23 protein-coding genes are annotated in these 23,871 nt (G+C 42.2%); 17 read left to right on the top strand and 6 right to left on the bottom strand.

Going from position 1 to position 23,871, the window contains the following annotated elements:
- Positions 1–36: 36 nt before the first annotated feature.
- The 3 genes from WA256_RS15710 (at position 37) to WA256_RS15700 (ending at position 3,446) form a co-directional block, all read left to right on the top strand.
- Positions 37–792, top strand: a complete 756-nt coding sequence (locus tag WA256_RS15710) for a class I SAM-dependent methyltransferase (protein ID WP_054563365.1) — start codon at positions 37–39, stop codon at positions 790–792.
- Between the two features lie 149 nt (positions 793–941).
- Positions 942–2,867, top strand: coding sequence for a methyl-accepting chemotaxis protein (locus tag WA256_RS15705; RefSeq protein ID WP_335992591.1), 1,926 nt, complete (start codon positions 942–944; stop codon positions 2,865–2,867).
- A 105-nt stretch (positions 2,868–2,972) separates the two neighbouring features.
- Complete coding sequence (locus tag WA256_RS15700; RefSeq protein ID WP_063529354.1) at positions 2,973–3,446, top strand: peroxiredoxin; 474 nt, start codon at positions 2,973–2,975, stop codon at positions 3,444–3,446.
- An 88-nt stretch (positions 3,447–3,534) separates the two neighbouring features.
- Here the strand turns inward: WA256_RS15700 and WA256_RS15695 are convergent, their stop codons facing one another.
- Positions 3,535–5,670, bottom strand: a complete 2,136-nt coding sequence (locus tag WA256_RS15695; RefSeq protein WP_335992590.1) for a S8 family peptidase — start codon at positions 5,668–5,670, stop codon at positions 3,535–3,537.
- A 323-nt stretch (positions 5,671–5,993) separates the two neighbouring features.
- Here WA256_RS15695 and WA256_RS15690 point away from each other — a divergent pair, with 323 nt between their 5' ends.
- From WA256_RS15690 to WA256_RS15665, 6 genes are all read left to right on the top strand, one after another.
- The gene (locus tag WA256_RS15690; RefSeq protein ID WP_054563381.1) at positions 5,994–7,178 is read left to right on the top strand and encodes an NAD(P)/FAD-dependent oxidoreductase; all 1,185 of its coding nucleotides are present in this window, start codon (positions 5,994–5,996) and stop codon (positions 7,176–7,178) included.
- A 196-nt stretch (positions 7,179–7,374) separates the two neighbouring features.
- Positions 7,375–7,656, top strand: a complete 282-nt coding sequence (locus WA256_RS15685) for an Imm27 family immunity protein (protein ID WP_130167290.1) — start codon at positions 7,375–7,377, stop codon at positions 7,654–7,656.
- 227 nt (positions 7,657–7,883) lie between these two features.
- Positions 7,884–8,231, top strand: a complete 348-nt coding sequence (locus tag WA256_RS15680; protein WP_335992589.1) for an immunity protein Imm33 domain-containing protein — start codon at positions 7,884–7,886, stop codon at positions 8,229–8,231.
- A 106-nt stretch (positions 8,232–8,337) separates the two neighbouring features.
- Positions 8,338–8,691, top strand: coding sequence for an immunity protein Imm33 domain-containing protein (locus WA256_RS15675; RefSeq protein ID WP_130167292.1), 354 nt, complete (start codon positions 8,338–8,340; stop codon positions 8,689–8,691).
- Between the two features lie 305 nt (positions 8,692–8,996).
- Positions 8,997–9,206, top strand: coding sequence for a hypothetical protein (locus tag WA256_RS15670; protein ID WP_130167293.1), 210 nt, complete (start codon positions 8,997–8,999; stop codon positions 9,204–9,206).
- A gap of 322 nt (positions 9,207–9,528) precedes the next feature.
- Positions 9,529–10,794, top strand: a complete 1,266-nt coding sequence (locus tag WA256_RS15665) for a sensor domain-containing protein (protein ID WP_335992588.1) — start codon at positions 9,529–9,531, stop codon at positions 10,792–10,794.
- A gap of 58 nt (positions 10,795–10,852) precedes the next feature.
- On the opposite strand, the gene WA256_RS15660 is transcribed toward WA256_RS15665, so the two are convergent.
- The 5 genes from WA256_RS15660 to coaBC all read right to left on the bottom strand — a co-directional run bounded on the left by WA256_RS15660 (position 10,853) and on the right by coaBC (position 19,973).
- On the bottom strand, positions 10,853–12,499 hold the full coding sequence (locus WA256_RS15660) for a diguanylate cyclase (protein ID WP_335992587.1): 1,647 nt from the start codon (positions 12,497–12,499) through the stop codon (positions 10,853–10,855).
- A 185-nt stretch (positions 12,500–12,684) separates the two neighbouring features.
- Positions 12,685–14,898 (bottom strand): catalase/peroxidase HPI, encoded by a 2,214-nt coding sequence (katG, locus tag WA256_RS15655; RefSeq protein WP_304638233.1) that lies wholly within the window; start codon positions 14,896–14,898, stop codon positions 12,685–12,687.
- Positions 14,899–15,087: 189 nt separating this feature from the next.
- The gene (locus WA256_RS15650; RefSeq protein ID WP_335992586.1) at positions 15,088–17,841 is read right to left on the bottom strand and encodes a S9 family peptidase; all 2,754 of its coding nucleotides are present in this window, start codon (positions 17,839–17,841) and stop codon (positions 15,088–15,090) included.
- 238 nt (positions 17,842–18,079) lie between these two features.
- Positions 18,080–18,667 carry a nucleoid occlusion factor SlmA gene (gene slmA / locus WA256_RS15645; protein WP_054554189.1) on the bottom strand — a complete coding sequence of 196 codons (588 nt, stop codon included), beginning with the start codon at positions 18,665–18,667 and terminating at the stop codon, positions 18,080–18,082.
- 112 nt (positions 18,668–18,779) lie between these two features.
- The gene (coaBC, locus tag WA256_RS15640; protein WP_335992585.1) at positions 18,780–19,973 is read right to left on the bottom strand and encodes a bifunctional phosphopantothenoylcysteine decarboxylase/phosphopantothenate--cysteine ligase CoaBC; all 1,194 of its coding nucleotides are present in this window, start codon (positions 19,971–19,973) and stop codon (positions 18,780–18,782) included.
- A 144-nt stretch (positions 19,974–20,117) separates the two neighbouring features.
- On the opposite strand from coaBC, the gene radC reads away from it, so the two are divergent.
- The 8 genes from radC to WA256_RS15600 all read left to right on the top strand — a co-directional run bounded on the left by radC (position 20,118) and on the right by WA256_RS15600 (position 23,871).
- Positions 20,118–20,792 carry a RadC family protein gene (radC, locus tag WA256_RS15635; protein ID WP_175080365.1) on the top strand — a complete coding sequence of 225 codons (675 nt, stop codon included), beginning with the start codon at positions 20,118–20,120 and terminating at the stop codon, positions 20,790–20,792.
- Positions 20,793–21,065: 273 nt separating this feature from the next.
- Positions 21,066–21,302 (top strand): 50S ribosomal protein L28, encoded by a 237-nt coding sequence (gene rpmB, locus WA256_RS15630; RefSeq protein WP_036973115.1) that lies wholly within the window; start codon positions 21,066–21,068, stop codon positions 21,300–21,302.
- Positions 21,303–21,313: 11 nt separating this feature from the next.
- Positions 21,314–21,469, top strand: a complete 156-nt coding sequence (rpmG, locus tag WA256_RS15625; protein WP_022946036.1) for a 50S ribosomal protein L33 — start codon at positions 21,314–21,316, stop codon at positions 21,467–21,469.
- Between the two features lie 228 nt (positions 21,470–21,697).
- Complete coding sequence (rpsF, locus tag WA256_RS15620; protein ID WP_036973113.1) at positions 21,698–22,039, top strand: 30S ribosomal protein S6; 342 nt, start codon at positions 21,698–21,700, stop codon at positions 22,037–22,039.
- Positions 22,040–22,106: 67 nt separating this feature from the next.
- On the top strand, positions 22,107–22,409 hold the full coding sequence (gene priB / locus WA256_RS15615; RefSeq protein WP_036973732.1) for a primosomal replication protein N: 303 nt from the start codon (positions 22,107–22,109) through the stop codon (positions 22,407–22,409).
- Between the two features lie 12 nt (positions 22,410–22,421).
- Complete coding sequence (rpsR, locus tag WA256_RS15610) at positions 22,422–22,649, top strand: 30S ribosomal protein S18 (protein ID WP_002962753.1); 228 nt, start codon at positions 22,422–22,424, stop codon at positions 22,647–22,649.
- A gap of 35 nt (positions 22,650–22,684) precedes the next feature.
- Positions 22,685–23,137, top strand: a complete 453-nt coding sequence (gene rplI / locus WA256_RS15605) for a 50S ribosomal protein L9 (protein ID WP_054554192.1) — start codon at positions 22,685–22,687, stop codon at positions 23,135–23,137.
- Between the two features lie 302 nt (positions 23,138–23,439).
- On the top strand, positions 23,440–23,871 hold the full coding sequence (locus tag WA256_RS15600) for a type IV pilin protein (RefSeq protein ID WP_306464842.1): 432 nt from the start codon (positions 23,440–23,442) through the stop codon (positions 23,869–23,871).

Genomic DNA, 23,871 nt, shown 5'->3' with positions numbered 1-23,871 from the left:
TATACTGGCGGCGAATAATATAGCTCGGAGTTTTGCGTGGTAATTCATTGTCCTTTTAAAGAAATGCGTCCTTATTTAGATGCGATTGAACAGCGTTTTGGTTTGGCTAAGTGGGCTGAGCAAAATGCGGGATTTTCGCTTCATTATGACGATCAAGGCTTGAGCCTGAAGAAAAAGGACGAGCCAAAGCTTGGTGCTATTCATGTTGATTTTGTAACGGGTGCTGCAGCTCATCGACGCAAGTTTGGTGGTGGTAAAGGGCAGGCAATAGCCAAGGCTGTAGGGTTAAACAAAGGTGCCACGCCAGTGGTGCTTGATGCCACAGCAGGCCTTGGCCGCGATGGTTTTGTACTGGCATCACTAGGCTGTAAAGTGATTTTGCATGAGCGCCACCCAGTGGTAGCTGCACTATTATTTGACGGCCTAGAACGCGCCTATAACGATGCTGAAATTGGCCCTTGGATGAAAGAAAACATGAGCCTAGTATTTGGCTCTAGTCATACGTTACTAGCGCAGTGCAGTGATACTCCTGATGTTGTGTACTTAGATCCTATGTTTCCTCATCGTGAAAAATCAGCCCTCGTTAAAAAAGAAATGCGAGTATTCCAAGAGCTTGTTGGTGGAGATAGCGATGCCGATGATTTACTAGATTTTGCTTATCCGCTTGCTAGTAAGCGAGTCGTAGTGAAGCGCCCTGATTACGCCCCATTTCTAAATGACAAAACCCCGAGTATGCAAATCAAAACCAAGAAGAACCGCTTTGATGTATACGTAAAAGCTGCAATGGTCTGATACCATTCGCAATATTAAGCGAATTGGTATTTATTTAGCCCTTTTGGGTTAGTTATTCTCGCTTTTACCTGTTATTTTTTATGGTTTACATCAAATTGTCATAAAAGGTTAATATTCTACGCGCGTAACGTTACTTGGGAATATCGTTTATGCGCGTGTCATCATTTACTCGGCTATTGGCCGTTTTACTCACACTCGCCAGTATTTTACTGGCAGCCACCTTGTTCTGGGCCAGTCAAACTTTACTCGGATTAGAGCAACAAGATAACGCTTATAATAAGCTTAAAAACACCATCATTATTGATTTAAAAAGTTACCTTGATGATTATTTAGTGCAAGGTGACAGCCAACATTTGAATAAAGCCTCAACGCTTATAAGCGATGTTAAAAAGCAGCATTTAGCAGAGCTACCTAATGACCTTGCAGGTCAACTAAATAGCCAACTGACGGCCCTCGATAAAGACATCAACGGTAAGTATCGCGCTTTAGGTAAGCTATCGGGTAACGAAATGGCACTACTCGATAACTCGTTAAGACAAATGGCAGGCTCTGCCTCATCATTAATTGGCTATGCAAGTAAAGCACAGCCGCAAACGGCGCTTGCGCTTGAATATTATCAACTTGCTGCTGACTACTACAGCGAAGTGACATCACTTGCTTTATATACTTACAAGTTAGTGATCAACTTTGATCAAGACACTAAAAACAGCCTTAATCAAAGTGTTGAAAACTTAAATGCCCTTGCTACTAAAATCGACAGACTCGAAAACCTAGGTGTAATGAGTGAAGTGGATGAAGACGCTTTATTTTTTGGTGAAGAAGCAGAAGATTTAGCCGGTGATATTAAAGCAGAGCTAACAAGCTGGCCTAAACGTTTCCCTCGTGATTTAGCATCAACACTTGAGCAAGCTGAGCAACGACAAACCGGCATGCAAGCACTGCGCGAACAAATCGGCGCGTTGTCTGCAACGGTGCTCGGTGCAGAGCAAAAATTAAAAGATGAACAAAGCCAGCTTAAGCAACAAGTGTTTATCGTGTTTTGTGTCGCTATTGGCATGCTGGTGGTTTTAGCGGCGGGTGTGTATTTTGTACAGCGCAACCAAGTGCTTAACCCTCTGCGCCAATTGCGTGATGGCTTTGCCTTCTTGATTGAAAGTAATGAACTTAAAAACATTGAGAGTAAAAACCCGAAAACCGAAGTTGGTGAAATTGCTCATTACTTTAATCAATTGATTGAACGCCAGCGTGGTGAGGCAGAAGAGCGAGCACAAATGCTTAAGGTTATTAATGACTTTATGCTAGAGATGAGCGAGCACTTACATACCATTGCTCAGCAAACGGACGCCAGCCACTCTCAGGTTGAACAAAACCAAGGTTTACTTACTGATATTCAGCATATTGGTGAACAGGTCAATAACATTAATGGTCAAGTTGCTGATAACGCCAAACAAACCTTTGGTGCGATGGAGCAGAGCTTAGGCTTTGCCGACAGCATGTTAACCGCAAGCTCTCGCACTGAAGAGCGCGTTGAGCAAGGTCTAGATAGCTTAAAAGAGCTATTAAAAGGGGTTGATGATGTTGGCCAAGTTATTGAGGTGATCAAAAACATTGCTGAGCAAACAAATCTACTGGCATTGAATGCGGCGATTGAGTCGGCACGTGCAGGTGAGCATGGTCGAGGCTTTGCGGTTGTCGCTGACGAAGTACGAAAGCTTGCCAGACAAACACAAGGCTCGCTTGATGATATCAACAATCAGCTAAACCGCCTAAGTGAAAACTCAACCATGGTATCAGAGCAAATTAGTGCACTGGCTACTGATGCCGAGCTGCAAACACAAAATGCCCAAGAGCTTAAACGTAACTCAGAAGGTGTTGCCGATAATGCGCAAGATGCTAACAAGGTAGCGTTTGATGCTATGGAGCTTGCTAAACAGCAAAATGCCTTACTCGAAAACTTTAGCCAATCAATGCAGAGCATGAAAGGGCAGGTAAGTGAATCAAACTCACTGGTTAGTGATATTCAGCACCGCCTACAAGAGCAAATGCACACCATTAAAACCAGCTTAGGTTTATAACTCTTCAAGGGCGAGCAATGGTTTGCATTGTTTGCCCTTAAATCATGCGGTATTCAATTTTTTGGGTATATACTCTGTACTCTTATTTTCTTTCAAGGAATTACAATGATCGAACAAGGCCAAACTTTACCTGCAGCAACCCTTAGTGAATTAACTAGCGAGGGCATGCAAACTCTATCAACAGAGGCATTATTTGCAGATAAAAAAGTAGTGTTATTTGCGGTGCCTGGTGCATTTACGCCAACCTGCTCAAATGCTCACTTACCTGAGTTTATTACGCTAGCCGATAAAATTACCGCGAAAGGCGTTGATGCAATTTACTGCGTATCGGTGAACGATGCATTTGTAATGAAAGCATGGGGTGAAGCTCATAACGCTGAGCATATTCGTATGTTAGCCGATGGTGATGCAAGCTTTACTAAAGCACTTGGTCTAGATAAAGACACAGCTGGCTTTGGTGGCGTACGTTCAAAGCGTTATGCGATGATCGTTGAAAACCAAACGGTAACAGGGCTGTTTGTTGAACAAGACAAAGAGTTTGTAGTAAGTCGCGCTGAAGCTGTTCTTGAAAAGCTTTAATAGCAATTCGTTTTATTGATATAAGTACAAAAAAGCCGGACGTAAGTCCGGCTGAAAAGTCCCAGGGGGATACTGGGGAGATCAACTATTAAGGTTGATACTGTGCATCCAATGTTACACCAGAGAAAGTACGGTAAGCATTTAAGCTTAAGTGCCACGTACCTGCTTGTGGATTACTGAATGTACATGTTTCTGCGTTACCGTTTTTGTACGGACGACAGTCATAGCTAGATGACGTTGGTTGGCTACCAAACTTAACAAATAAGTCAGAATCACCTGTACCACCAGACGTTGTTACTGTGAAGCTTGCCATACCTGCAGGTACTTCTAGTGTGTAGTGTTTCCATTGACCAGCACTTGCAGAGATATCAGTCACTGTGCCGCCACCTGCTTGTGGTGAACCTGAGCCTGAACCACCGCCAGAAGTTGTTAAATCACCCACAAGGCTAACACCTGAGTATGCAGAGTAACCATTGAGCATTACATGGTAAGTGCCTGCTGTTGGGTTATCGATAGAACATACTTCGTTGTTACCGCCTTTATACGGGCGACAATCATAGGTTGACGTTGTTGGTGCGCTACCTGCACGAACGTAAAGGTCAGCATCACCTGTACCGCCACTCATTGTGAAGGTTACGTTAGTTGCACCTGTTGGCACTTCCATTGTGTAGAAAGTTTGGCTGCTAGCAGAGCCACTTAAACCTGTTAGGGCTTGACCATCTTCTAACACATTGCCTGTTGGTGGTGGCGGTGTTGTGCCTGATGCTGCTGCCACAGCGGCTGCTGCATCAACAATACCTGTACCACAGCTTGTACATGTTGCAGGGAAAGAACGAGTTGTTGATTTTAAGATGCTTTCGATTTCATCTGGCGTTGCAGATGGTTTAGCTTGCTTGATTAGCGCTGCTACACCCGCAACATGTGGTGCTGCCATCGATGTACCTTGCGAGTAGTGATATGAATCGCTGCTTGGGCTTGTAGAGCCTGAGTTGTGTGTTGATAAAACACCTTCAGAGTCATTCGCAAAGCTTTGTGCGCCACCCGGTGCTGCAACATCAATGTTGCTACCGTAGTTTGAGTAATAAGCACGACCACCGTTACGACCAACAGATGCAACGTTTACAACACCATTACAGTTACCTGGGTTGTAGTTTGCAGAGTTATCGTTATCGTTACCCGCAGCGATTACGATCACAGTGCCGTTGTTTCGTGCTTGGTTGATAGCGCTTTGTGTTGTAGAGCTACATGAACCGCTACCACCTAAACTCATGTTGATAACATCAGCAGGGTTAGCGTTTGCTGGTACGCCAGAAACCGAACCACCTGAAGCCCAGATAATACCGTCAGCGATATCAGAAGTTAAACCACCACATTTACCAAGTACACGTACAGGAACTACTTTCGCATCGTATGCAACACCGGCAACACCTTCACCGTTGTTAGTTACTGCCGCAACAGTACCCGCAACGTGCGTACCGTGCCAGCTTGAGCTTTGCGCACCATGTGTGTAACCACATTCGTTAGCGCTGATTGCATCACCCGGATCGCGTGCATCGCTATCACGACCACCCCCATCGTTAGCTACAGACACGTTAGAGATCATGTCATAGCCAGGAAGGATGTTGGCATTTAAATCAATATGTGGGCGGTAACCTGTATCAAGTACCGCAACAACCACACCGCTACCCGTTGCTGTATCCCACGCAGTAGGAAGGTTAAGACCACCCGCTTGCTCGTAGTAGTGCCATTGGTCGTCGTAACGTGGGTCGTTAGGCGTTGCAAATGGCTTTAACATTTGGTCGATTTCGATGTATTCAACGTTACCTGATGCAACCATCTCTTGCATGAATTCTTGTGCTTCTTGAGCAGAAAGTTTTTTATCAGCACGCATTACGTGGTGATTACTCATCGCCATTGCACGAACATATTGTGCTTTTACTTTACCTTTTTTACTGGTGAAGTTTTTAACAAAGCCTTTTGCTTTTTTGTTCATCATACTCGGCGTTTGTTCTGCTGCCGACATTGTCATCATTTCATCACTGTTGTTTTTATACTTGATGATGAATTGTGTACCAAAGCCTTCTTGACCTTGTAATTTCGCCGCAGTTTCCTGCATAGATGGTGACATTAGTTGGTTTGGAGTAGCCATTGCTGCCGTCGTCCCAAACAACGCAGTCAAGCTCAGTGCAATTGCGCACTTCTTCAAGTTGTTGTTAGTTGTCATAATGATCCCTAGATTGTTATGTAAATCTCCACGATATTTTTCGCGAAGGGGGACAAAGGTAAAATAAATGTAAATTTAGTTAAAATATCGTTTTATTATGGTTGTCTCTATTTTGGTTATAACTAAATGTATAGACGTCTAAAATAGTCTTTTTATGGTGCTTTTTAGTAGTTTTCTCATAATAAAGTTATAATTTTGTTGTTTTGAGTTTTTACTTTATTTCGTTTTTTGGTTTTATCTTTTTTGTAAAAACACCTCAGTGTTAACACAGCAGCGACAATAACTTGTTATAATCAGCTAAATTTTTTTAGTGAGTATGAGTAATGACCCAAGTAGATGTAATTGTGATTGGCGCCGGTGCCGCAGGTTTGATGTGTGCTGCACAAGCTGGCTACCGTGGTCGCAATGTTACTGTGCTTGATATGGGCAAAAAGCCGGGCCGTAAAATATTAATTAGCGGCGGCGGACGTTGTAACTTCACCAATGAAAATGCAAGCCCAGACAACTACTTGTGTGGTAATCCTCACTTTGTAAAATCGTGTTTAAGCCGATACACCCAGCATGACTTTATTGAGCTGGTGGACCGTCACGGCTTGGCTTATCACCATAAAACACTGGGTCAGTTATTTTGTGATAACAGCGCTCAAGATATCGTTGATATTCTTCTAACTGAGTGCGAGTGGGCGGGGGTTAACATTGCTCTGCGTAACGAAGTACTCAGCGTGACTAAAACCGATGCGGGTTATGAAGTTATTACCGAACAAGACAGCTATCAATGTGAGTCGTTAGTTGTCGCATCGGGTGGATTAACCATGCCTAAGCTTGGGGCATCGCCAATTGGTTATAAAATTGCTGAGCAATTTGGTTTAACTGTGCTGCCAACCATGGCGGCATTAGTGCCATTTACGTTGCACCAGCATGATAAAGATCGCTTTGATGGATTATCGGGGATCAGCATTCCTTGTCTGGTTACCAGTGAAGATGGCACCCAGTTTAAAGAAAACATCTTGTTTACTCACCGTGGCCTGTCGGGCCCAGCGATTCTGCAAATCAGCTCTTTTTGGCGTGCAGGGCAAACTGTGTACATCAACTTGTTACCCGAGCTCGATTTAAAACAGCAGCTTGAGCAGTGGCGTCAAAGCCAAGGGCAGAAGTCACTAAAAAATACCCTTGCGACAATTTTACCAAAACGCTTTGTTGAAATGCTGCATGACACGAAAGCGATCCCTGATTGCAATGTAAACCAACTAAGCCATGCACAAATCGACGCATTACATGACTACATTCACAATTGGCAAATTAAACCCAACGGCACCGAAGGTTACAGAACAGCCGAAGTAACGCTTGGCGGTGTAGACACCGACGAGTTAAGCTCAAAAACCTTCGAAGCGAAAAAGTCACCGGGCCTTTATTTTATCGGCGAAGTCACCGACGTCACCGGTTGGCTAGGCGGCTATAACTTCCAATATGCCTGGAGCTGCGGCTTTGCAGCAGGGCAGTATTGTTGAGTTACTAGTTACTAGTTACTAGTTGCGAGTTGCAAGGGGAAAGGTGTTAGTGGTTAGTGGTTAGTGGTCAGGTCACAGGCGCTAGGCTCTAGGAGCTAGGTTAGCACTTGCTTGTAGGTCGTGCTTTAGCGCGCTGGAGGGATTTGTAATCCGAAACTGAAAAGTACCAGAAGAACAGCATTTAGGTTGATAAGACATGAATCTAAGGAAAGATGAAAACAAATTAATCGGTAAGCATGTTTTTTTAAACGGTAAAGTTGTGGCGGATAAAATGGCACAGCGAATTGATTATTTAAAAAATAACGTAATGTTAGTCGTTGCATATTCCGATGATGGGTGGTCAACTTTACTGCGAGATCCTAATGATGGGCGTCTTTGGGAGCTAGTCTACGACGACTCAAGCTTTCATGGCGCAGGTGCACCGAGTTTGATTCACTTAACGCTGGATAATGCGAAAAACAAATACAAATTCAAGTAAGAGAATTAATGAACAGCTAACGCTGTCGAACAAAGCCTCGCACTCGCAGACCTAAGGTTTGCACTAGCGGGGCTTTGTTTTTTCTGGAGTAGCTTGCTTGGATTTTGTTTTCAAAACTGGCTAAGCTGCTCAATGAAAAGAACCGCTTGCTGGCATGGGTGAGGTAGTGACAAAAGCAAGACCTAACCCCATGTGTTTAAAGCGAAGAAAAAGGTGCATGATTTTTAATGACTGAAATTACAAAAATTCAAAGATTGGTCTGTAGTGAATTTAATGCTGACTTTGTATCATCTCCCGAAGATATGAAAGTTGGGATTTCTCGTAACGTCAAGCAAGGGGTTATTCCTATTAATGGACTAAGACACTCCCCTGAAGGAGATACAACAGGTTGGTACATTTGGGGGGGAGAAGAGTTTTCTGAAGAACCTGATTTTTTCGTTCCTCTTCATGTTGCTCATTTAAGTGAGAGGTGTCCTGATATCAAAAAGTATCTTGCGCTACCTCCGGGTTATAGGTTTTTAATCGCAGGAGATTATGTTGATGTTTGGTTTGATGAGTCTTTATTAAATATTTGACGACATAGTTTGAATTCTAAGCTTCACACTCGCGGGGGTTTTTTGTTGTTTTCAACTTTGATGATATTCTCGATAGATTAATTAATTGTGTGGTATCCAATTTAAGATGAAAGGAATAACTCATCTGCTAGAAGTTCAACAGAAGTGTTGTGAACACTATAGTGCACAATATACACCAGTTGACGAGGAGCAAATGGTAGTAATATCTGACGGTGTATATGAGGGGCTGCCTTTAGAAGGAGTTCGTTACCCTTCACCGGACCATATGAGCGGTTGGTGGTTAACCACTGACGAATATAATGGAGATATTTCGAGTTTAAAAACGGTTCACTTTACTCATATTGTAAAATATAGACCTGAAGTAGCTATTTATATGGCTTTGCCACCTGGTTATCGATTCATGCTGGGTGGAGGGCAAGAACATGTTTGGTTTGATGAAAAAGTAGCAAACGACAAATAGATAATATCTTTTTAATTCAGAGCTTCGCACTCTCGGGCTTTGTTCTTAATAAACATGGCTCAAAGAAGTAACTCGATATCTTATATTTGCACCTAAAGCCTAGCACCTAGCACCTAGTAACTAAACTAGACAACTATAATGTTACCCATTTATTTTTCATGCATATGATTGGTGATAAGTAGTTAAGCAAAACCATTGGGGATAAGCTAAATCATTTTCTGACGCCATGTGCGAGGTAGTGGCAAAAAGCAAAAGCCCATGTGTATGTAAATAACCTAGATCAGTAAGTATAAAGCTGGAAGAAAATGATTATTGAAATTACGAAGTGGTCCACGGGTTTTAGAAAAATATCTTTTAATAAGGTATTGCGTCGAGAGTTGAAAATGACGATTGCAGAGGCAAAGACCACTGTGAATGAAATTCTTGTGGGAAATATTGTAAGGATGCCATACACAAAAGAGTTGGAACTCGAGATTAAGAAAGCAGAATTATCTTACGACCTTATTGATGATTAAAAATTAAGAGGATTCTACCTTAGTTTGAATCCAAATATATTCTTAGTGGAATCTGGGGTTGTTTTCAAAAACAGTGACTCAAAGAAGAAACACGATGTCTTTTATTTGCGCCTAGCACCTAGCACCTAGCACCCAAAACCTAGAATCAATTCTTGCCACCCCAAATGACGCCCTACATAATTTTGATAGCTGATAGCTGATAGCTGATAGCTGATAGCTGATAGCTGATAGCTGATAGCTGATAGCTGATAGCTGATAGCTAATTTATAGTCTATTCTTTCATTTTACTGAGTAGTAATAATGTATTGGACTCGGGTTGCCCATGAAACTTAATGACGTACAGATGTTTGTTAATCCTATTTATCGGTTAATAGAAATTACACCTATCCCTGTCATTGTTTCCTCGCCTAGCGGTAAACTCGAATATGCAAACCCGGCACTAAAACAACTATTAGGTTACGAAGGCGATGAAGTGTACGCAGATGATGTTGTTATAACTCATGCTGATGACAGAGAGTTAAATAAAGCTATTCGTGCCAAGCTTAATCAGTTTCCTGAGCAGCCCTTACAAATCGAAAAGCGTTACATGCATAAGTTGGGTCATGCTATTTATTGTCAGCTGAATATTGTTGCTGAGATGGATAATGACGGTAATGTTGTGCGTTATATTTCGCAAATTATTGACTTAACAACAGTCAATAAAGAGGCGGCCGCGGATATTTTGCTGACCCATTTAGTTGATAAATCGAATGATGCCATCTTTGTTGCAAACCCTCAGTTTGGCCAAATCCTTAATTGTAATCAATTTGCTTATAGGTGCTTAGGTTATGAAAAGGAGGAGCTTTTAAAACTAACCATTCCAGACATTAACCCTGACTACGATACCAAGGCTAAATGGCAAGAAAGGGTGGCGCGTATAAAAGCTCAAGAAACCACTATTTTTGAGTCGTGCTTAAAACAAAAAGATGGTCAGGTTTTTCCTACAGAAGTGAGTGTGTGTCATATCGACCATCAAGGGAAAAGCTATCTTCTTGCGATTGTGCGTGACATTTCAGCTCGAAAAAATAAAGAGCAGGCTTTGATTGAGCTTGCGAATCTTGACCCGCTTACTCAATTACCGAACCGTCGTTATCTAGAGCAATTATTAAATGATGTATTTAGTGAAAATGGTGATGTGGCTGAGGGAATGGGCTTTATTTATATCGACTTAGATGATTTTAAACAAATCAACGATCAGCATGGTCATGCACTAGGCGATGAAGTTTTGGTATGGGTTGCAAAGCAACTTAAAGCTGCCGTCAGAAGTACCGATTATGTGATAAGAATGGGGGGAGATGAGTTTTTAGTGACTATTTCAGGCGTAACTAATACGACGATTCTGAATCGCTTGGCACATAAAATTGCGGATCAATTTTCAGCCCCTTTTAGTTGTAAAGGTAAGTCAATTGAAGTCACAGCAAGTATCGGTGTGACAGCGCATTTTCTCGGCGATGGTGTGTATGCAGCAAACCAGCTAATTGAAGAAGCAGATGCGGCTATGTACCAAGCTAAAAAGCAACCCGGAACAACCATCATTCACTTTAGCTAATGGTTTTAACGCCTTAAGTTGCTCTGAAACTTGAAACTTGAAACTTGAAACTTTCCCCTCAAGCAGCCACTTCAACACAATTACGGCCGTTACTTTTCGCTTTATACAATGCTTTGTCGGCAATGGTGAGGGTTTCTTTCACAGTTGTTGAAGCATGAGCCACGCTATGTACACCAATACTCACGGTAAACTGCACGGTTTGCACCTCATCAATTGTGATGTAAGTTTCTTGGGCTTTTTGGCGAATTCGCTCGGCAATTTGCTTGGCATCAAGTAGGTTACAATTGAGTAGTAACACAAACTCTTCGCCGCCGTAACGGCAGGCTATATCAGCAAGGCCTTGCTCTGAGGTGAGTATGTTGGCAAATGCGATAATGACTTTATCGCCAACATCGTGACCATATGTGTCGTTAATGTTTTTGAAGTGGTCGAGATCAGCAATTAGTAGGGTTAACTCTTGCTGATTGCTTGCCATAGCAGCAATCAATTCCTCACTTTTTCTGTCAAAGTAACGGCGGTTGTAAAGGCCTGTCATAGGATCTGTATCGACTAGGCGGTTGAGCTCAGTTTGCTGTGCTTTAATTTTTTCGAGGCTCTTAATTCGATAAGAAAGAATAAACGCCATCATTAACGCCTCTAGCAAAATACCTATGCCTACACCGTGGCTATTAATCACGTTTGCGTCGCTGATCCCTTTGTAATAAAGCACCGCCAGCATATTAAAAATAACGAACATAGAGTGGCCGAGCAAAAAGTATTTTGCCAGCGTATTACCTTTGCGCCACAGTGAAATAGATACCCCAAATGTCACCGTCATCATTAAAGCTGCTAAGCTGCTAGCAGGTTTTAATGCCCCCACAATATCGAACAAGCTATAGATAAAGTCAGCAACCAGTAGGAACAAGATAATCGACAGCGCGATATGCTCTTTAGGGTAATGCTTTTTGGTTTCGAAAATGAGCATTACAAAAATTACTAAAAAGCTTGGCATGCTCAGTAAGTTAGAATTGAGCTGTAATAGCTCAGCACTAAAAATACCAAAGAAGTTAGCAGCAACACCATAAGATAGCGCCACCCAAACCGTGCCAGAGATAAGATATAGGGCGTAAACAATGTTCTCGATTTTACGTGCCGATAAATACAAGAAGAAGTTATAAATCATTAGCGCTAACATCATCCCGACAAGCAGCGCAATGTAATTACCATTCCCGACAAGGGCTCTCTTTGAATGCTCTTCATCAAAAATAGCTAATGCAAACCACTGATGAGAAAAGGTGACGCTTTTTATATAAATTGTTTTTTGCTGGTTAGGAGCAATATAAAACGAAAACACGGCACTGCCACCAAACATGTTGGCTTTAGGCCCTGTTTTATCAAGTTGAATAACCGATTGGTTTATCAGTTGTGCTGATTGTGTTTCGTAAAAGCTGACTTCTTCTAAATGATAGGCATCTGGGTTATGCACAAATAAGCGTAGGGTATCGCTGTAGCTATTTTTTATAACTATTTTTGACCACGTCGTTTTAGCGTCGGTGCCTAAAGTAAGCTCGTTTTGACTGTTGATAAAATTTTGCTGCTGAACTTGTGAAAGAGGCATAGTGCCTGTGCTATCAATAAAATAGCTCATAGCAAATTGAGTGAGGTCAACGCTATGTTGATCGATATTAACAATCGGGGAGTTATCGGCACGGCTTTGGCTAGTCATGCTTAGGCATAATGAGTAGAAAACAAAAAGCAGTAAAAAGCGCGCAATCATCCCTAATGCCTGTGTCCAATAAATATAATGATAAAGTTTTATTTTTAACGTAAACCGCTGCCTTGTCGAGTAAATTATCAACGAAAATAAAAAAGCCGCTAATTTAGCGGCTTTGTTGGTTGCGAAAATAAGAATTAACGTAGGTCGAAACGATCTAGCGTCATTACTTTAGTCCATGCTGCTACGAAGTCATCAACGAACTTTTGTTTAGCATCGTCAGAGGCATACACTTCAGCAATTGAACGTAGCTCTGAGTTTGAACCGAAGATTAAATCTACTGGTGTTGCTGTCCACTTAAGTTTGCCTGACTTACGGTCACGGCCTTCGTAAACACCTTCCTCAGAAGACTTAGACCACTTCGTTGACATATCTAATAGGTTAACGAAGAAATCGTTGCTTAATGTGCCAGGCTTTTTCGTGAATACACCGTGTTTAGTTTGGTCAGTATTCGCGTTAAGGGCACGCATACCACCTAGTAGTGCAGTCATTTCTGGTACTGATAAGCTTAGTAAATCAGCACGTTCAACTAACATTTCAGCCGGTGATTTCCATGCTGAGCTGTAGTAGTTACGGAACGCATCTGCCGTTGGCTCAAGTACTTCGAATGATTCAACGTCAGTCATTTCTAATGATGCGTCCATACGGCCTGGCTTGAATGGTACTGCGATAGAGAAACCTGCGTCGCTTGCTGCTTTTTCGATTGCAGCCGCACCACCAAGAACAATCATATCTGCGAGTGAAATTTCTTTACCGCCAGATGCTTTTTTGTTGAACTTAGTTTGGATTTTCTCAAGTTTGCTAAGTACTTTAGCTACTTCTTTCGGGTTGTTTACCGGCCAATCTTTTTGCGGAGCAAAGCGAATACGTGCACCGTTTGCACCACCACGCATATCTGTGTCGCGGTAGCTTGCTGCTGATGCCCAAGCAACACGCACTAGTTCAGATACAGATAAACCTGAATCTAAGATGCTAGCTTTAAGTGACGCGATATCTTTGCTATCAACTAGTTTGTGGTCAACCGCAGGGATATAGTCTTGCCAAATTAATACTTCTTCTGGCACTAAGTCACCTAGGTAACGAGCACGTGGGCCCATATCGCGGTGGTTTAGTTTGAACCATGCTTTAGCAAATGCCAGTTCGAATTCTTTCGGGTCGTTTAAGAAACGCTGTGAGATCTTACGGAACTCAGGATCTGCTTTTAACGCGATATCAGTTGTGAACATGATAGGCGCATGACGCTTACCTTTAATGTGCGCATCTGGCACTAGGTTAGACGCTTGACCATTTTCAGGGATCCACTGAGTCGCACCTGCAGGGCTCTTAGTTTTAACCCACTCAAAGCTGAATAAGTTTTGTAGGTAGTTGATTGACCAACGTGTTGGTGTCACTGTCCATGCACCTTCAAGACCTGAAGTGATGGTATCTTCAGAGTGACCTTTACCACATTTGTTTTTCCAACCTAAGCCTTGCTCTTCGATACCTGCTGCTGCTGGCTCTTTTTCTAAACACGTTGCTTTTTTCGCGCCGTGTGCTTTACCAAAGCTGTGACCACCGGCGATTAGCGCAACGATTTCTTCATCGTTCATTGCCATGCGGCCGAATGATAAACGAATGTCTTCTGCAGCTAGAAGTGGATCAGGGTTACCGTGAGGGCCCTCTGGGTTTACATAGATTAAGCCCATCTCAACTGCCGCTAATGGGCCTTTAAGTTTACCTTTTTTGTCACGACGTTCGTCAGTTAACATTTTGCCTTCAGGGCCCCAGTATACGTAATCTGGTTCCCAATCGTCTTCACGACCACCGGCATAACCGAAGGTTTTGAAGCCCATTGATTCAAGCGCAACATTGCCTGTTAACGCCATTAAGTCAGCCCAAGAAATGCTGCGACCGTATTTTTGTTTAATAGGCCAAAGTAAACGACGCGCCTTATCAAGGTTCGCGTTATCAGGCCAGCTGTTTAATGGGTCGAAACGTTGTTGACCACCGCCTGCGCCACCACGACCATCAAAAGTACGGTAAGTACCTGATGCGTGCCACGCCATACGGATGAAGAACGGACCATAGTGACCGTAGTCAGCAGGCCACCAATCTTGAGAATCAGTCAATACTTTCTCAATATCAGCTTTCACTGCGTTTAGGTCTAACTTTAAGAATTCTTTTTTGTAATCAAAGTAAGGACCCATAGGATCAGACTCTGCGCCATGGGCACGAAGTTGGCTAAGATCTAATTGCTCTGGCCACCAGAATTGGTTTGATTTGATGTCGTTTGTAGCTTGTACGCCTGTTGCCACCAACAGTGATACCGCAACAGCTACTTTAGACAAAGCTGACGTTGATTTCTTAAACATTGTGTTGTCTCCAGTTAGAAGTTGGGTGAAATATAGATTTGTTCTGGTTAACTTTCCACTTACAAACTGGGGTTTAAATCGATTGATAAAATCGAAAAAATAGATGGTGTGATTGATTTTATAGAACAGAGCCAGCAAAAATGCTGGCTCTGGGTGAGGTTTGCAGTAAGCTTTAATTTAGCTTATTGCTTATTCTTCAATAAAGGGTACACCATTTTTGATCCACTCAGCGGCTGGTTTGCCTTTTAAGTAATGATCAAAATATTCCATCATGCGTACTGAGAAATCCACTTGGTTAGGAAATTTCTTCAGGTGATGTGGTTCACCTTCGTATTGTAAGAAGGTGGCATCTTTACCTGCACGACGAAGCGCTAGGTAGTATTGAACACCTTCGTGCCATGGCACAGCATCATCTTTGTCGCCAAACATAATCAGAATTGGGGTATTCACTTTATCGGCGAAGAACACTGGTGAGTTTTCGATGTATAGCTCTGGCGCTTCGAATAACGTTTTACCAATGCGACTTTGACCTGTTTCGTATTGGAACTGACGTGCAAGACCTGATTTTAAGCGAATACCGCTATATGCACTGGTCATGTTAGATACTGGCGCACCCGATACAACCGCCTTAAACATATCTGTTTGCGTGATCATAAAGGCACTTTGGTAGCCTGCCCATGAGTGACCTTGTAAACCAATTTTATCTGGATCAGCAATGCCTAAATCAATCAACTTTTGAGTGGCGTTGATCATCGTTTGAGTTGACGATTTACCTGGGTGACCAATTTCAAAACGGATATCTGGTAAGAAAATCGCATAACCATTTGAGGTAAACATCGGGAAGTTAGGACGATGATTTAATTCCATTTTCGGGAAGTCATACATGCGTTGGCTCATATAGCGGTAGAAGTACACAACCACCGGAACCTTATCGCCTTTTTTGTAGCCCGCAGGCTTAATTAATACGCCTTGTAAATCTTCCCCATCAAACCCTTTGTAGCTAATAAGCTCAGGTTTTTCACCCCATGCAAAGTTGCTAATTTGTGGGTTTAGGTTGGTAACACGTTGTGGCTTTTTAAAGCTAAAGTCAGTTTGGTAGTAATCAGGGAATTGCTGATATGTTTGTGCAGTAAATAGGTATTTGTCGGCATTTTTCGCCTTTTTAACTACATCATAGCGCTTTTTACCTGAAAGTACTTTGCTTACTTTATTGTTTGTTAAGTCAAGTTTGGCAATTTCAGTTTGCTTATCTTGCAGGTTCTTTGCACTTAGCAATAATGTTTCATCTTTGGCAAAGCCCACTTGGTCTTTATCAAGTTTAATAACACGATATTGGGTATTGGTTTCTTTACCTTGAGTTAGGCGCGTTGCTTTTTGTGTTGTGACATCAAAAGCCCAAATATCAAATTTACTGTAAACCAGTACTTGGCTGCTGTCGTTTAACCAGCCTGCAAAACCATAACCCGGTTGAGGCGAAGGGTAGTCATGTTTATCATCAGCAAAAATAGCGTTAATTGCTTTAGATAAGGTTGAAACCTTGTTGTTACCTAAATCTTTAAGCTGCACTTGGCTATCTTGGAAAAATGCCGCAAATTGACCATTAGGCGCAAGGCTTGGTCTAAACGGATAGTCGCTGACAATAGCGGTTTGTTTACCAGTTTTAACATCAACACTGAAGTAATCTGCGTAAAAACCGCCATACATAACACGTTCTAGGTAAGGTCGGTCTGAATAACCTAATAGCGCTTCGCGATGAGTATTTAGCGAAACCTCAGGCATGTTAGGCGTGCTTAACTGCACAACTTGCTGACCATTTACATGATATACCGCTTGGTAGTGACGAAGCTTATTCGCTTTGTTCCATTGCTGCTCTTCGCGTGGCTTAATTTCAGCGTCTTTATTGTGCCAAACGTTAAGGCCCTTTTGGTCGCGAATGGTATCGAAATCATATAAAGAGGCTTCATCTTTGTATTCTTTTAGGGTAACTTTTGCAGCGAGTTTAGGGTGGTTTTCAAAGTATAAACGAGCACCATCTTCAGACCATTTTAGCGATGCTGTTTTGCCAATAGTCCAGCTACTATCTGCAGAGTTAATGGTTGAAAGCGCCCCATTTTGTAAAAGCTGTAAGCTGTGGTCACGACGGCGTGTATCATCATTCACATAATTACCAATTAATAGCGCTGCGGTATTGCTGTTTGGTTGCCAAGCTATTTTATTTGCCACCACACCCGGCTCATCAATCAGTACACTCGTTGCAAAGCCATTATTAAGCGCAACTAATACAACTTGGTTGTCGGCACCATCACTGTAGCTTTGGCTTGCTAATAATTGCTCGCCAGTGCTACTCATTGCATAACTAAATACATTATCTACAGTGTGAGTGGTTTTGTCTTGAAGGTTAACAAGCACTAAATCAAAGCTTTTATCTTTTTTGTCTGGCTTGATTTCGCTGCTGTTTTCGTCTTTTTCTTCGCTGTCTTTTTTATCTGCTTTCTTATCTAGTCGGTAAGCAAGCCATACACCATCATCTGATAACGCATAGTCTTTTACATCGTTAAAGGTTTGTTGCTCACCATTTTTAGTATTCACTAAAACAAGGTTGTTTTTTAGCTGGTCTTTTTTCTTGGTAGTTTCTTTTTCAAGTAGGGTAGGTACCTGAGTAAAAGCGACCCAGTTTGCTGCTTTATTAATAGTTGGGCGAGTACCACGCTCAACGCTAGTTAGCAGGGTGTTGTTGTTTAATGTATAAACCTGACCTTGTGCATTACCGCGATAAGGGTCGGCACTAAAGCTAAGAATTTGGCCATCTTCAGAAAGTTGGGTGCCTTTTGCGTATTTAAAATCAAACACGTCTTTAAATTGCAGAGCTTCTTTTGCACTAACCTGTGCATTACCAAGGCTTGTCACCAAGGCTAAGCTCAAAAGTGATAATTGCGCTTTCATTCATCTTTCTCGTTGTTTTTAAATTGATGCACCCAGTGTAGCGTTTTTAATAAACAATTCGAGTAGATACGATAAGTGGCGTGTTTGGGGAGGTGAGCTGATAGCTGTAAGCTTTAAGCTTTAAGCTATAAGCTAAAAAAGTGGTCGTAGGTTTTGTTAAAAGGGTAGCAGCGGGTTTACCCCGCGTAATTTTAATTTCACCGTTGCGCGATATGAAATCGCGCCTACGGCTAATTTCCTACAACCAAATCTTTTGCAGTTCTGGCCATTGTTTTTCAAATTGTGCACTTGGTTTTGCTTTAAAGTCGCTGCGCACGAATTGATTCATCTTACCTTCTACATAGGCGAGTAAGAAGTTGGCTAGGGTGCTTTCGTCTGACTGGAATGCTTTACCTTCGCGAAGTTTGCGTTCGCGTAGCACTTGCTTGAACTGAGTTTCTAGCTTTTCAAATAAGCCCTGTACACGTTCACGTAAACGCTCTTGTTCACCTTGTAAGGCATCACCGGTCAAAATGCGGGTAATGCCCGGGTTTTTCTCGGCGAAGGCTAACAATAACAGCAAAATATTGTATACACGTGTTTGGCTTTCTTTCTCATTTTCTAAAATGAGGTTAATGCGTGATAACAGGGTATCTTCAATAAACTCGATTAGGCCCTCAAACATCCGTGCTTTACTCGGAAAATGACGATATAACGCAGCTTCAGACACACCTACTTCAGCCGCGAGTTTTGCGGTGGTGATACGTTGACCTGGGCTGGTTTCTAACATTTGTGCGAGTGCTTGCAGAATCTGCTCTTTGCGATTACTTCTTTTTGTCGCAGGCATGACCATTCCTTTCTTATAATTTATTACTTGCGCTGTTGGGAGTCAGACAAGCCATTTTTTGTGCAAATGAGTGGCTTATGTTAATGTTTTATTCAGTTTCTTTCCAGCATTTTTACAAACGCTTGGCAAGCTCAGTCATTACGCTCATGGCTAAATCTTTTTTACTTCCCATTGCTAAATCTAGCTGCTCATTGTGCCAGAAGAGTGTTAAAGCATTATGATCAGAATTAAAGCCAAGGCCTTCTTTTGATACGTCATTTGCGCAGATCATATCGAGGTTTTTGTTCTTTAATTTACCTTGAGCATAGCTTGCAACATCTTGAGTCTCTGCCGCAAAGCCAACGGTATAAGGGCGGTTTTCGCTAAGCGCAGCGACGTTAGCGATAACATCTGGGTTTTTAACTAAGGTAAGGGTCAGTTCATCACCTTGCTTTTTCATCTTTTGCTCATGAATTGCTGCTGCACGGTAATCAGCCACTGCTGCACAGCCGATAAAAGCATCCGATTGCGCGGCAAGCTTCATTGAGGCGGTAAGTAATTGCTCAGCACTTTCTATATTAGTAAGCAGGGCATTAGCAGGTGCTTTAATTGTTACGGGGCCTGAAATCAGATTTACCTTTGCACCTAGCGCAAGTGCAGCTTCTGCAAGGGCATAACCCATTTTGCCTGAGCTGTGATTAGAGATATAACGAACAGGGTCGAGGGCTTCTCGGGTTGGTCCTGCTGTAATCGTGATGGTTTTGCCTTTAAGTAGTGGCTCTACTTCAGGTTGTGTACAAAGCGCGACTAACTCATGAGGCTCTAACATGCGGCCTGCTCCAACATCACCACAGGCTTGCTCGCCTTTACCTGGGCCCCAAATAGCCACGCCACGCTCGTTAAGTGTGGCAAGGTTTGATTGTGTAGCAGGGTGGGCATACATTTGTTGGTTCATTGCAGGTGCAACCGCCACTTTTGCTGGGGTGGCGAGTAGTAGGGTCGTCAGTAAGTCATCCGCAATACCCATCGCCATTTTTGCTAAAATATTACTGGTTGCTGGGGCGACTAATATAAGGTCTGCCCATTTGGCAAATTCGATATGACCCATTGCGGCTTCTGCTGCTGGGTCGAGTAATGAATCAGAAACAATCTCACCGCTAACCGCTTGCATAGTTAAAGGAGTAATAAAGTGTTTGGCTGAGTCGGTCATGACGACTTTTACTTCACAGCCTTGATCTTTTAAACGGCGAACAAGTTCTGCGCATTTATAGGCTGCAATACCACCACTCATACCTAGCAGGATTTTTTTATTTACTGATTTTGTCATTACGTGAAATTTAACCTTTGTCGATATGGGCTAACGATAGCAAATCTTTACCGATAGCATGAAGTTTTCTTTTATACAGACAGGAAAAAATTGGATTTTATAGTACAGTTTAATAAGTGGAATAGTTGTTTTAAGGATGAAGCAATGCCATTAACCGATCTACCTTTATCAGCAAGGCCGCGGGAGAAGTTACTTGCCCAAGGCGCCAAAGCACTCTCAGATGCAGAGTTATTAGCAATCTTCTTACGTACCGGTGTGCCGGGCATGAATGCCATTGAGCTGGCTGAGCACCTGCTCGATATAAACAGCACTTTGCACGACTTATTTAATGCATCTGAACAAGAGTTTTGTGCCCAAAAGGGTTTAGGAGCTGCTAAGTATGTGCAGCTTCAAGCGGTACTTGAGCTAAGCCGGCGCTATATGCTTGAGCAATGTAAGCGCGAGGCGCTATTTACTTCGCCGCAAGCAGTGTATGACTATTTAACTATTCAGCTGCGAGGCTTACAGCAAGAAGTATTTATGGTGCTGTACTTAGATAGTCAAAACCAGCTAATTAAAGACGAAGTACTTTTTTACGGCACTATTAATGCCGCTTCTGTGTACCCTCGCGAAGTTGTTAAAGCTGCACTGCGTAATAATGCGGCGGCACTAATACTTGCTCATAACCACCCAAGTGGGGTTGCTGAACCTAGTCAGGCCGATAAATTAATCACCACAAAATTACAGCAAGCCTTAGCCTTAATTGATATAAATGTGCTGGATCACATCATAGTGGGTGGTGAAAATTGTGTTTCGTTTGCTGAAAGAGGGCTTATATAGAGCCAACTGTATTAGAGAGTGTGTTAAAAATGAGCAGTTTAGGGCGATTTTAGAAATTAGTTTAATTTAAATGCAGTTTTTACTTTCCCTAAGGGCATTCGATCTTTATAATTAGCCGCTATCAAATTTACACATGAGCTGATTGGATAAGATCTGTTACTTGATCTTTGCCTGTATAAGCTGTATAAAGAGCGCCCTTCGATTTATCCCGGGGCACAAATACTGGCCTAAGGGAAAATTAAGCTCGAGCGAAGTTATTGGAGATATATAGACATGTCTAAAGTATGTCAAGTTACAGGTAAGCGTCCAGCGGTTGGTAACCACCGTTCACACGCGAGAAACGCGACTAAACGTCGTTTCCTACCTAACCTACAAACTCACCGTTTTTGGGTTGAAAGTGAAAAACGTTTTGTAACACTACGCACTACTACTAAAGGTATGCGTATTATCGATAAAAAAGGCATCGACGCGGTTCTTACAGAAATCCGTGCTCGTGGCGAAAAAGTTTAAGGAACTGAATCATGCGCGATAAGATCCGTTTAGTTTCAACTGCTGGTACTGGTTTTTTCTACACTACCGACAAGAACAAGCGTAACATGCCTGAAAAAATGGAAATCAAAAAATACGATCCTAAAGCTCGTAAACACGTGATTTTCAAAGAAGCTAAAATCAAGTAATTTTAGTTTTCAGAATTCAAAAACCCAGCCTCGGCTGGGTTTTTTGTTTTTTGCAACTTAGAAAATCTTAATAGAGCACAATAATCTAGCTTGGCTTGCTGTTTTATCTTGCTTAATTATCAATCTAAGCGTAAAATGCGCGCTCATTTCGGCTTATTAAATTTAATTCCTTGCCTTAAACCGACTGGCCGAAACGGTAGAAGGCTCTATTAACCGTAAGGAATATCCATGCGTCATTACGAAATCGTATTCATGGTTCACCCTGATCAGAGTGAGCAAGTACCTGGTATGATCGAACGTTATACTGGTTCTATCACTGAAGCTGGTGGTACTATCCACCGTCTTGAAGACTGGGGCCGTCGTCAATTGGCTTACCCAATCGACAAGCTTCACAAAGCTCATTATGTTCTTATGAACGTTGAAGCACCTACTGAAGTAATCAGCGAGCTAGAAACTACTTTCCGCTACAACGATGCAGTGCTTCGTAACTTAGTTATGCGTACTAAAGACGCTGTAACTGAAGCATCTCCTCTTGCGAAAGAAGAGAAGAAAGAAGCACCAGCTGCTTAATCGTTTTGAGTTCAAGCATGGCGCTTGCAGTTGAGACAAAAAGATGAGCCAACCGCTTAATCCTTATATGAATCAGCTGACACTATCTGGGGTTGTTTGTAAAACACCTAAATATAGTCAAAGCCCTGCTGGTATACCGCATTGTATTTTTGTTCTTGAACATAAATCGATGCAAGTTGAAGCAGACCTTAACCGTAATAGTTATGTCAGGCTTCAAGTTGTTGCCAGCGGCACGCCAATGCAACAACAAACTCAACAATTGCACGTTGGGCAACAAGTGCAAGTGACGGGGTTTTTAAACCGTCACGAAGGCCGAAACGGCTTAAGCCAATTGGTCTTGCATGCTCAACATATAGAAAGAATTTTTTGAGGAATTTTACTCATGGCACGTTATTTCAGACGTCGTAAGTTCTGCCGCTTTAAAGCGGAAGGCGTACAACAAATCGATTATAAAGATCTAGCTACTCTTAGAAACTATGTTACAGAAAGTGGCAAAATCGTACCTAGCCGTATCACAGGTACTAGCGCTAAATATCAGCGTCAGCTAGCAACTGCTATCAAGCGTGCTCGCTACTTAGCCCTTCTTCCATACACTGACTTACATAAGTAAGCAGCGGATTAACAGTTTTTAAAAGGTGTAGAGACATGCAAGTTATTCTACTAGACAAGATCGCAAACCTAGGTGGCCTAGGTGACCAGGTTGTAGTTAAATCTGGCTTCGCACGTAACTTCCTTTTCCCACAAGGTAAGGCAGTTCCTGCAACTAAAGCTAACATCGAAACTTTCGAAGCACGTCGTGCTGATTTAGAAGCTAAGATCGCTGAAGATCTAGCTGCTGCTCAAGCTCGCGCTGACAAGTTAGAAGCATTAGCTGAAGTTACACTAGTTTCTAAAGCTGGTGACGAAGGCAAGTTATTCGGTTCTATCGGTACTCGCGACATCGCTGAAGCTATTTCAGCTGTTGGCGTTGAAGTTGCTAAATCAGAAGTTCGTTTACCTCTAGGTACTATCCGTGAGACTGGCGAATTTGACGTAGCAATCGCAGTACACTCAGACGTATCGGCTACTATCAAAGTAATCGTTATCGCTGAAGCTTAATAGCAATATTAAGTAAAAAAAGCCGCACTTAGGTGCGGCTTTTTTGTGCCCGAAATTTATAAATTGTAGCATTTTGTACCGCTATTGCTTCTTCGTTGATCATCCAATAGTATTGGTTTCTATATTTTAAACATATAAATGCCATCCTATAATCTTACCTATATTACAAACATACATTCTTTTTTCTTAATTTTTTTGTTCTTATCAGTATAATCGAATGAGTAAAAGTAAATTGGTTAAAATTGACACTGACAACGCTGTCATTTATATTGTGCTGGTTAAAAAGTATTAAGGGGTTGAGGTTGAAAAGTGCATTAGTACCACATGGAATGGGTAAACAAACAGGCTTTACATTAGTAGAAATTCTTATCGTGATCGCTATTTTAGGGATTTTATATAGCGTAGCATTGCCTGCTTACACTGAGCACATGCAACGTAGTCGCCGTGCTGATATTCAACAAGAGTTACTGCAATACAGCGCCAGCCTTGAACGTATTTATTCACGAAATGGTGGCTACCCTAATGCATTCGTAACTCAAAATACCGACTATTACACCTTTACCTACACAGCAACAGATAAAGTATCAGGTGCTGTAAGCGACTTTAAAAATCGTGGCTACAGTTTAAAAGCCGCTCCTAAATCGGGTTCGGCGCAAGCAAGTGATCGCTGTGGTGACTTAACCGTTAAACATGATGGTAGTTATAGCGCTTCATTTAGTGATTGCTGGGAGTAA

Origin of the sequence: Pseudoalteromonas sp. CH_XMU1449-3 (genome assembly GCF_037027245.1) — a bacterium.
Classification (GTDB): domain Bacteria; phylum Pseudomonadota; class Gammaproteobacteria; order Enterobacterales; family Alteromonadaceae; genus Pseudoalteromonas; species Pseudoalteromonas shioyasakiensis.
This window is presented reverse-complemented; position numbering and strand designations above follow the sequence as displayed.

What these genes read in the sequence shown, in the direction of transcription:
- WA256_RS15680 (WP_335992589.1), top strand. Translation starts at nt 7,884, where the DNA reads ATGACTGAAATTACAAAAATTCAAAGATTGGTCTGTAGTGAATTTAAT.
- WA256_RS15705 (WP_335992591.1), top strand. Translation starts at nt 942, where the DNA reads ATGCGCGTGTCATCATTTACTCGGCTATTGGCCGTTTTACTCACACTC.
- radC (WP_175080365.1), top strand. Translation starts at nt 20,118, where the DNA reads ATGCCATTAACCGATCTACCTTTATCAGCAAGGCCGCGGGAGAAGTTA.
- WA256_RS15670 (WP_130167293.1), top strand. Translation starts at nt 8,997, where the DNA reads ATGATTATTGAAATTACGAAGTGGTCCACGGGTTTTAGAAAAATATCT.
- WA256_RS15675 (WP_130167292.1), top strand. Translation starts at nt 8,338, where the DNA reads ATGAAAGGAATAACTCATCTGCTAGAAGTTCAACAGAAGTGTTGTGAA.
- WA256_RS15650 (WP_335992586.1), bottom strand. Translation starts at nt 17,841, where the DNA reads ATGAAAGCGCAATTATCACTTTTGAGCTTAGCCTTGGTGACAAGCCTT.
- katG (WP_304638233.1), bottom strand. Translation starts at nt 14,898, where the DNA reads ATGTTTAAGAAATCAACGTCAGCTTTGTCTAAAGTAGCTGTTGCGGTA.
- slmA (WP_054554189.1), bottom strand. Translation starts at nt 18,667, where the DNA reads ATGCCTGCGACAAAAAGAAGTAATCGCAAAGAGCAGATTCTGCAAGCA.
- WA256_RS15685 (WP_130167290.1), top strand. Translation starts at nt 7,375, where the DNA reads ATGAATCTAAGGAAAGATGAAAACAAATTAATCGGTAAGCATGTTTTT.
- WA256_RS15700 (WP_063529354.1), top strand. Translation starts at nt 2,973, where the DNA reads ATGATCGAACAAGGCCAAACTTTACCTGCAGCAACCCTTAGTGAATTA.
- rpsF (WP_036973113.1), top strand. Translation starts at nt 21,698, where the DNA reads ATGCGTCATTACGAAATCGTATTCATGGTTCACCCTGATCAGAGTGAG.
- WA256_RS15690 (WP_054563381.1), top strand. Translation starts at nt 5,994, where the DNA reads ATGACCCAAGTAGATGTAATTGTGATTGGCGCCGGTGCCGCAGGTTTG.
- WA256_RS15660 (WP_335992587.1), bottom strand. Translation starts at nt 12,499, where the DNA reads ATGACTAGCCAAAGCCGTGCCGATAACTCCCCGATTGTTAATATCGAT.
- rplI (WP_054554192.1), top strand. Translation starts at nt 22,685, where the DNA reads ATGCAAGTTATTCTACTAGACAAGATCGCAAACCTAGGTGGCCTAGGT.
- coaBC (WP_335992585.1), bottom strand. Translation starts at nt 19,973, where the DNA reads ATGACAAAATCAGTAAATAAAAAAATCCTGCTAGGTATGAGTGGTGGT.
- WA256_RS15665 (WP_335992588.1), top strand. Translation starts at nt 9,529, where the DNA reads ATGAAACTTAATGACGTACAGATGTTTGTTAATCCTATTTATCGGTTA.
- rpmB (WP_036973115.1), top strand. Translation starts at nt 21,066, where the DNA reads ATGTCTAAAGTATGTCAAGTTACAGGTAAGCGTCCAGCGGTTGGTAAC.
- WA256_RS15695 (WP_335992590.1), bottom strand. Translation starts at nt 5,670, where the DNA reads ATGACAACTAACAACAACTTGAAGAAGTGCGCAATTGCACTGAGCTTG.
- rpsR (WP_002962753.1), top strand. Translation starts at nt 22,422, where the DNA reads ATGGCACGTTATTTCAGACGTCGTAAGTTCTGCCGCTTTAAAGCGGAA.
- rpmG (WP_022946036.1), top strand. Translation starts at nt 21,314, where the DNA reads ATGCGCGATAAGATCCGTTTAGTTTCAACTGCTGGTACTGGTTTTTTC.
- priB (WP_036973732.1), top strand. Translation starts at nt 22,107, where the DNA reads ATGAATCAGCTGACACTATCTGGGGTTGTTTGTAAAACACCTAAATAT.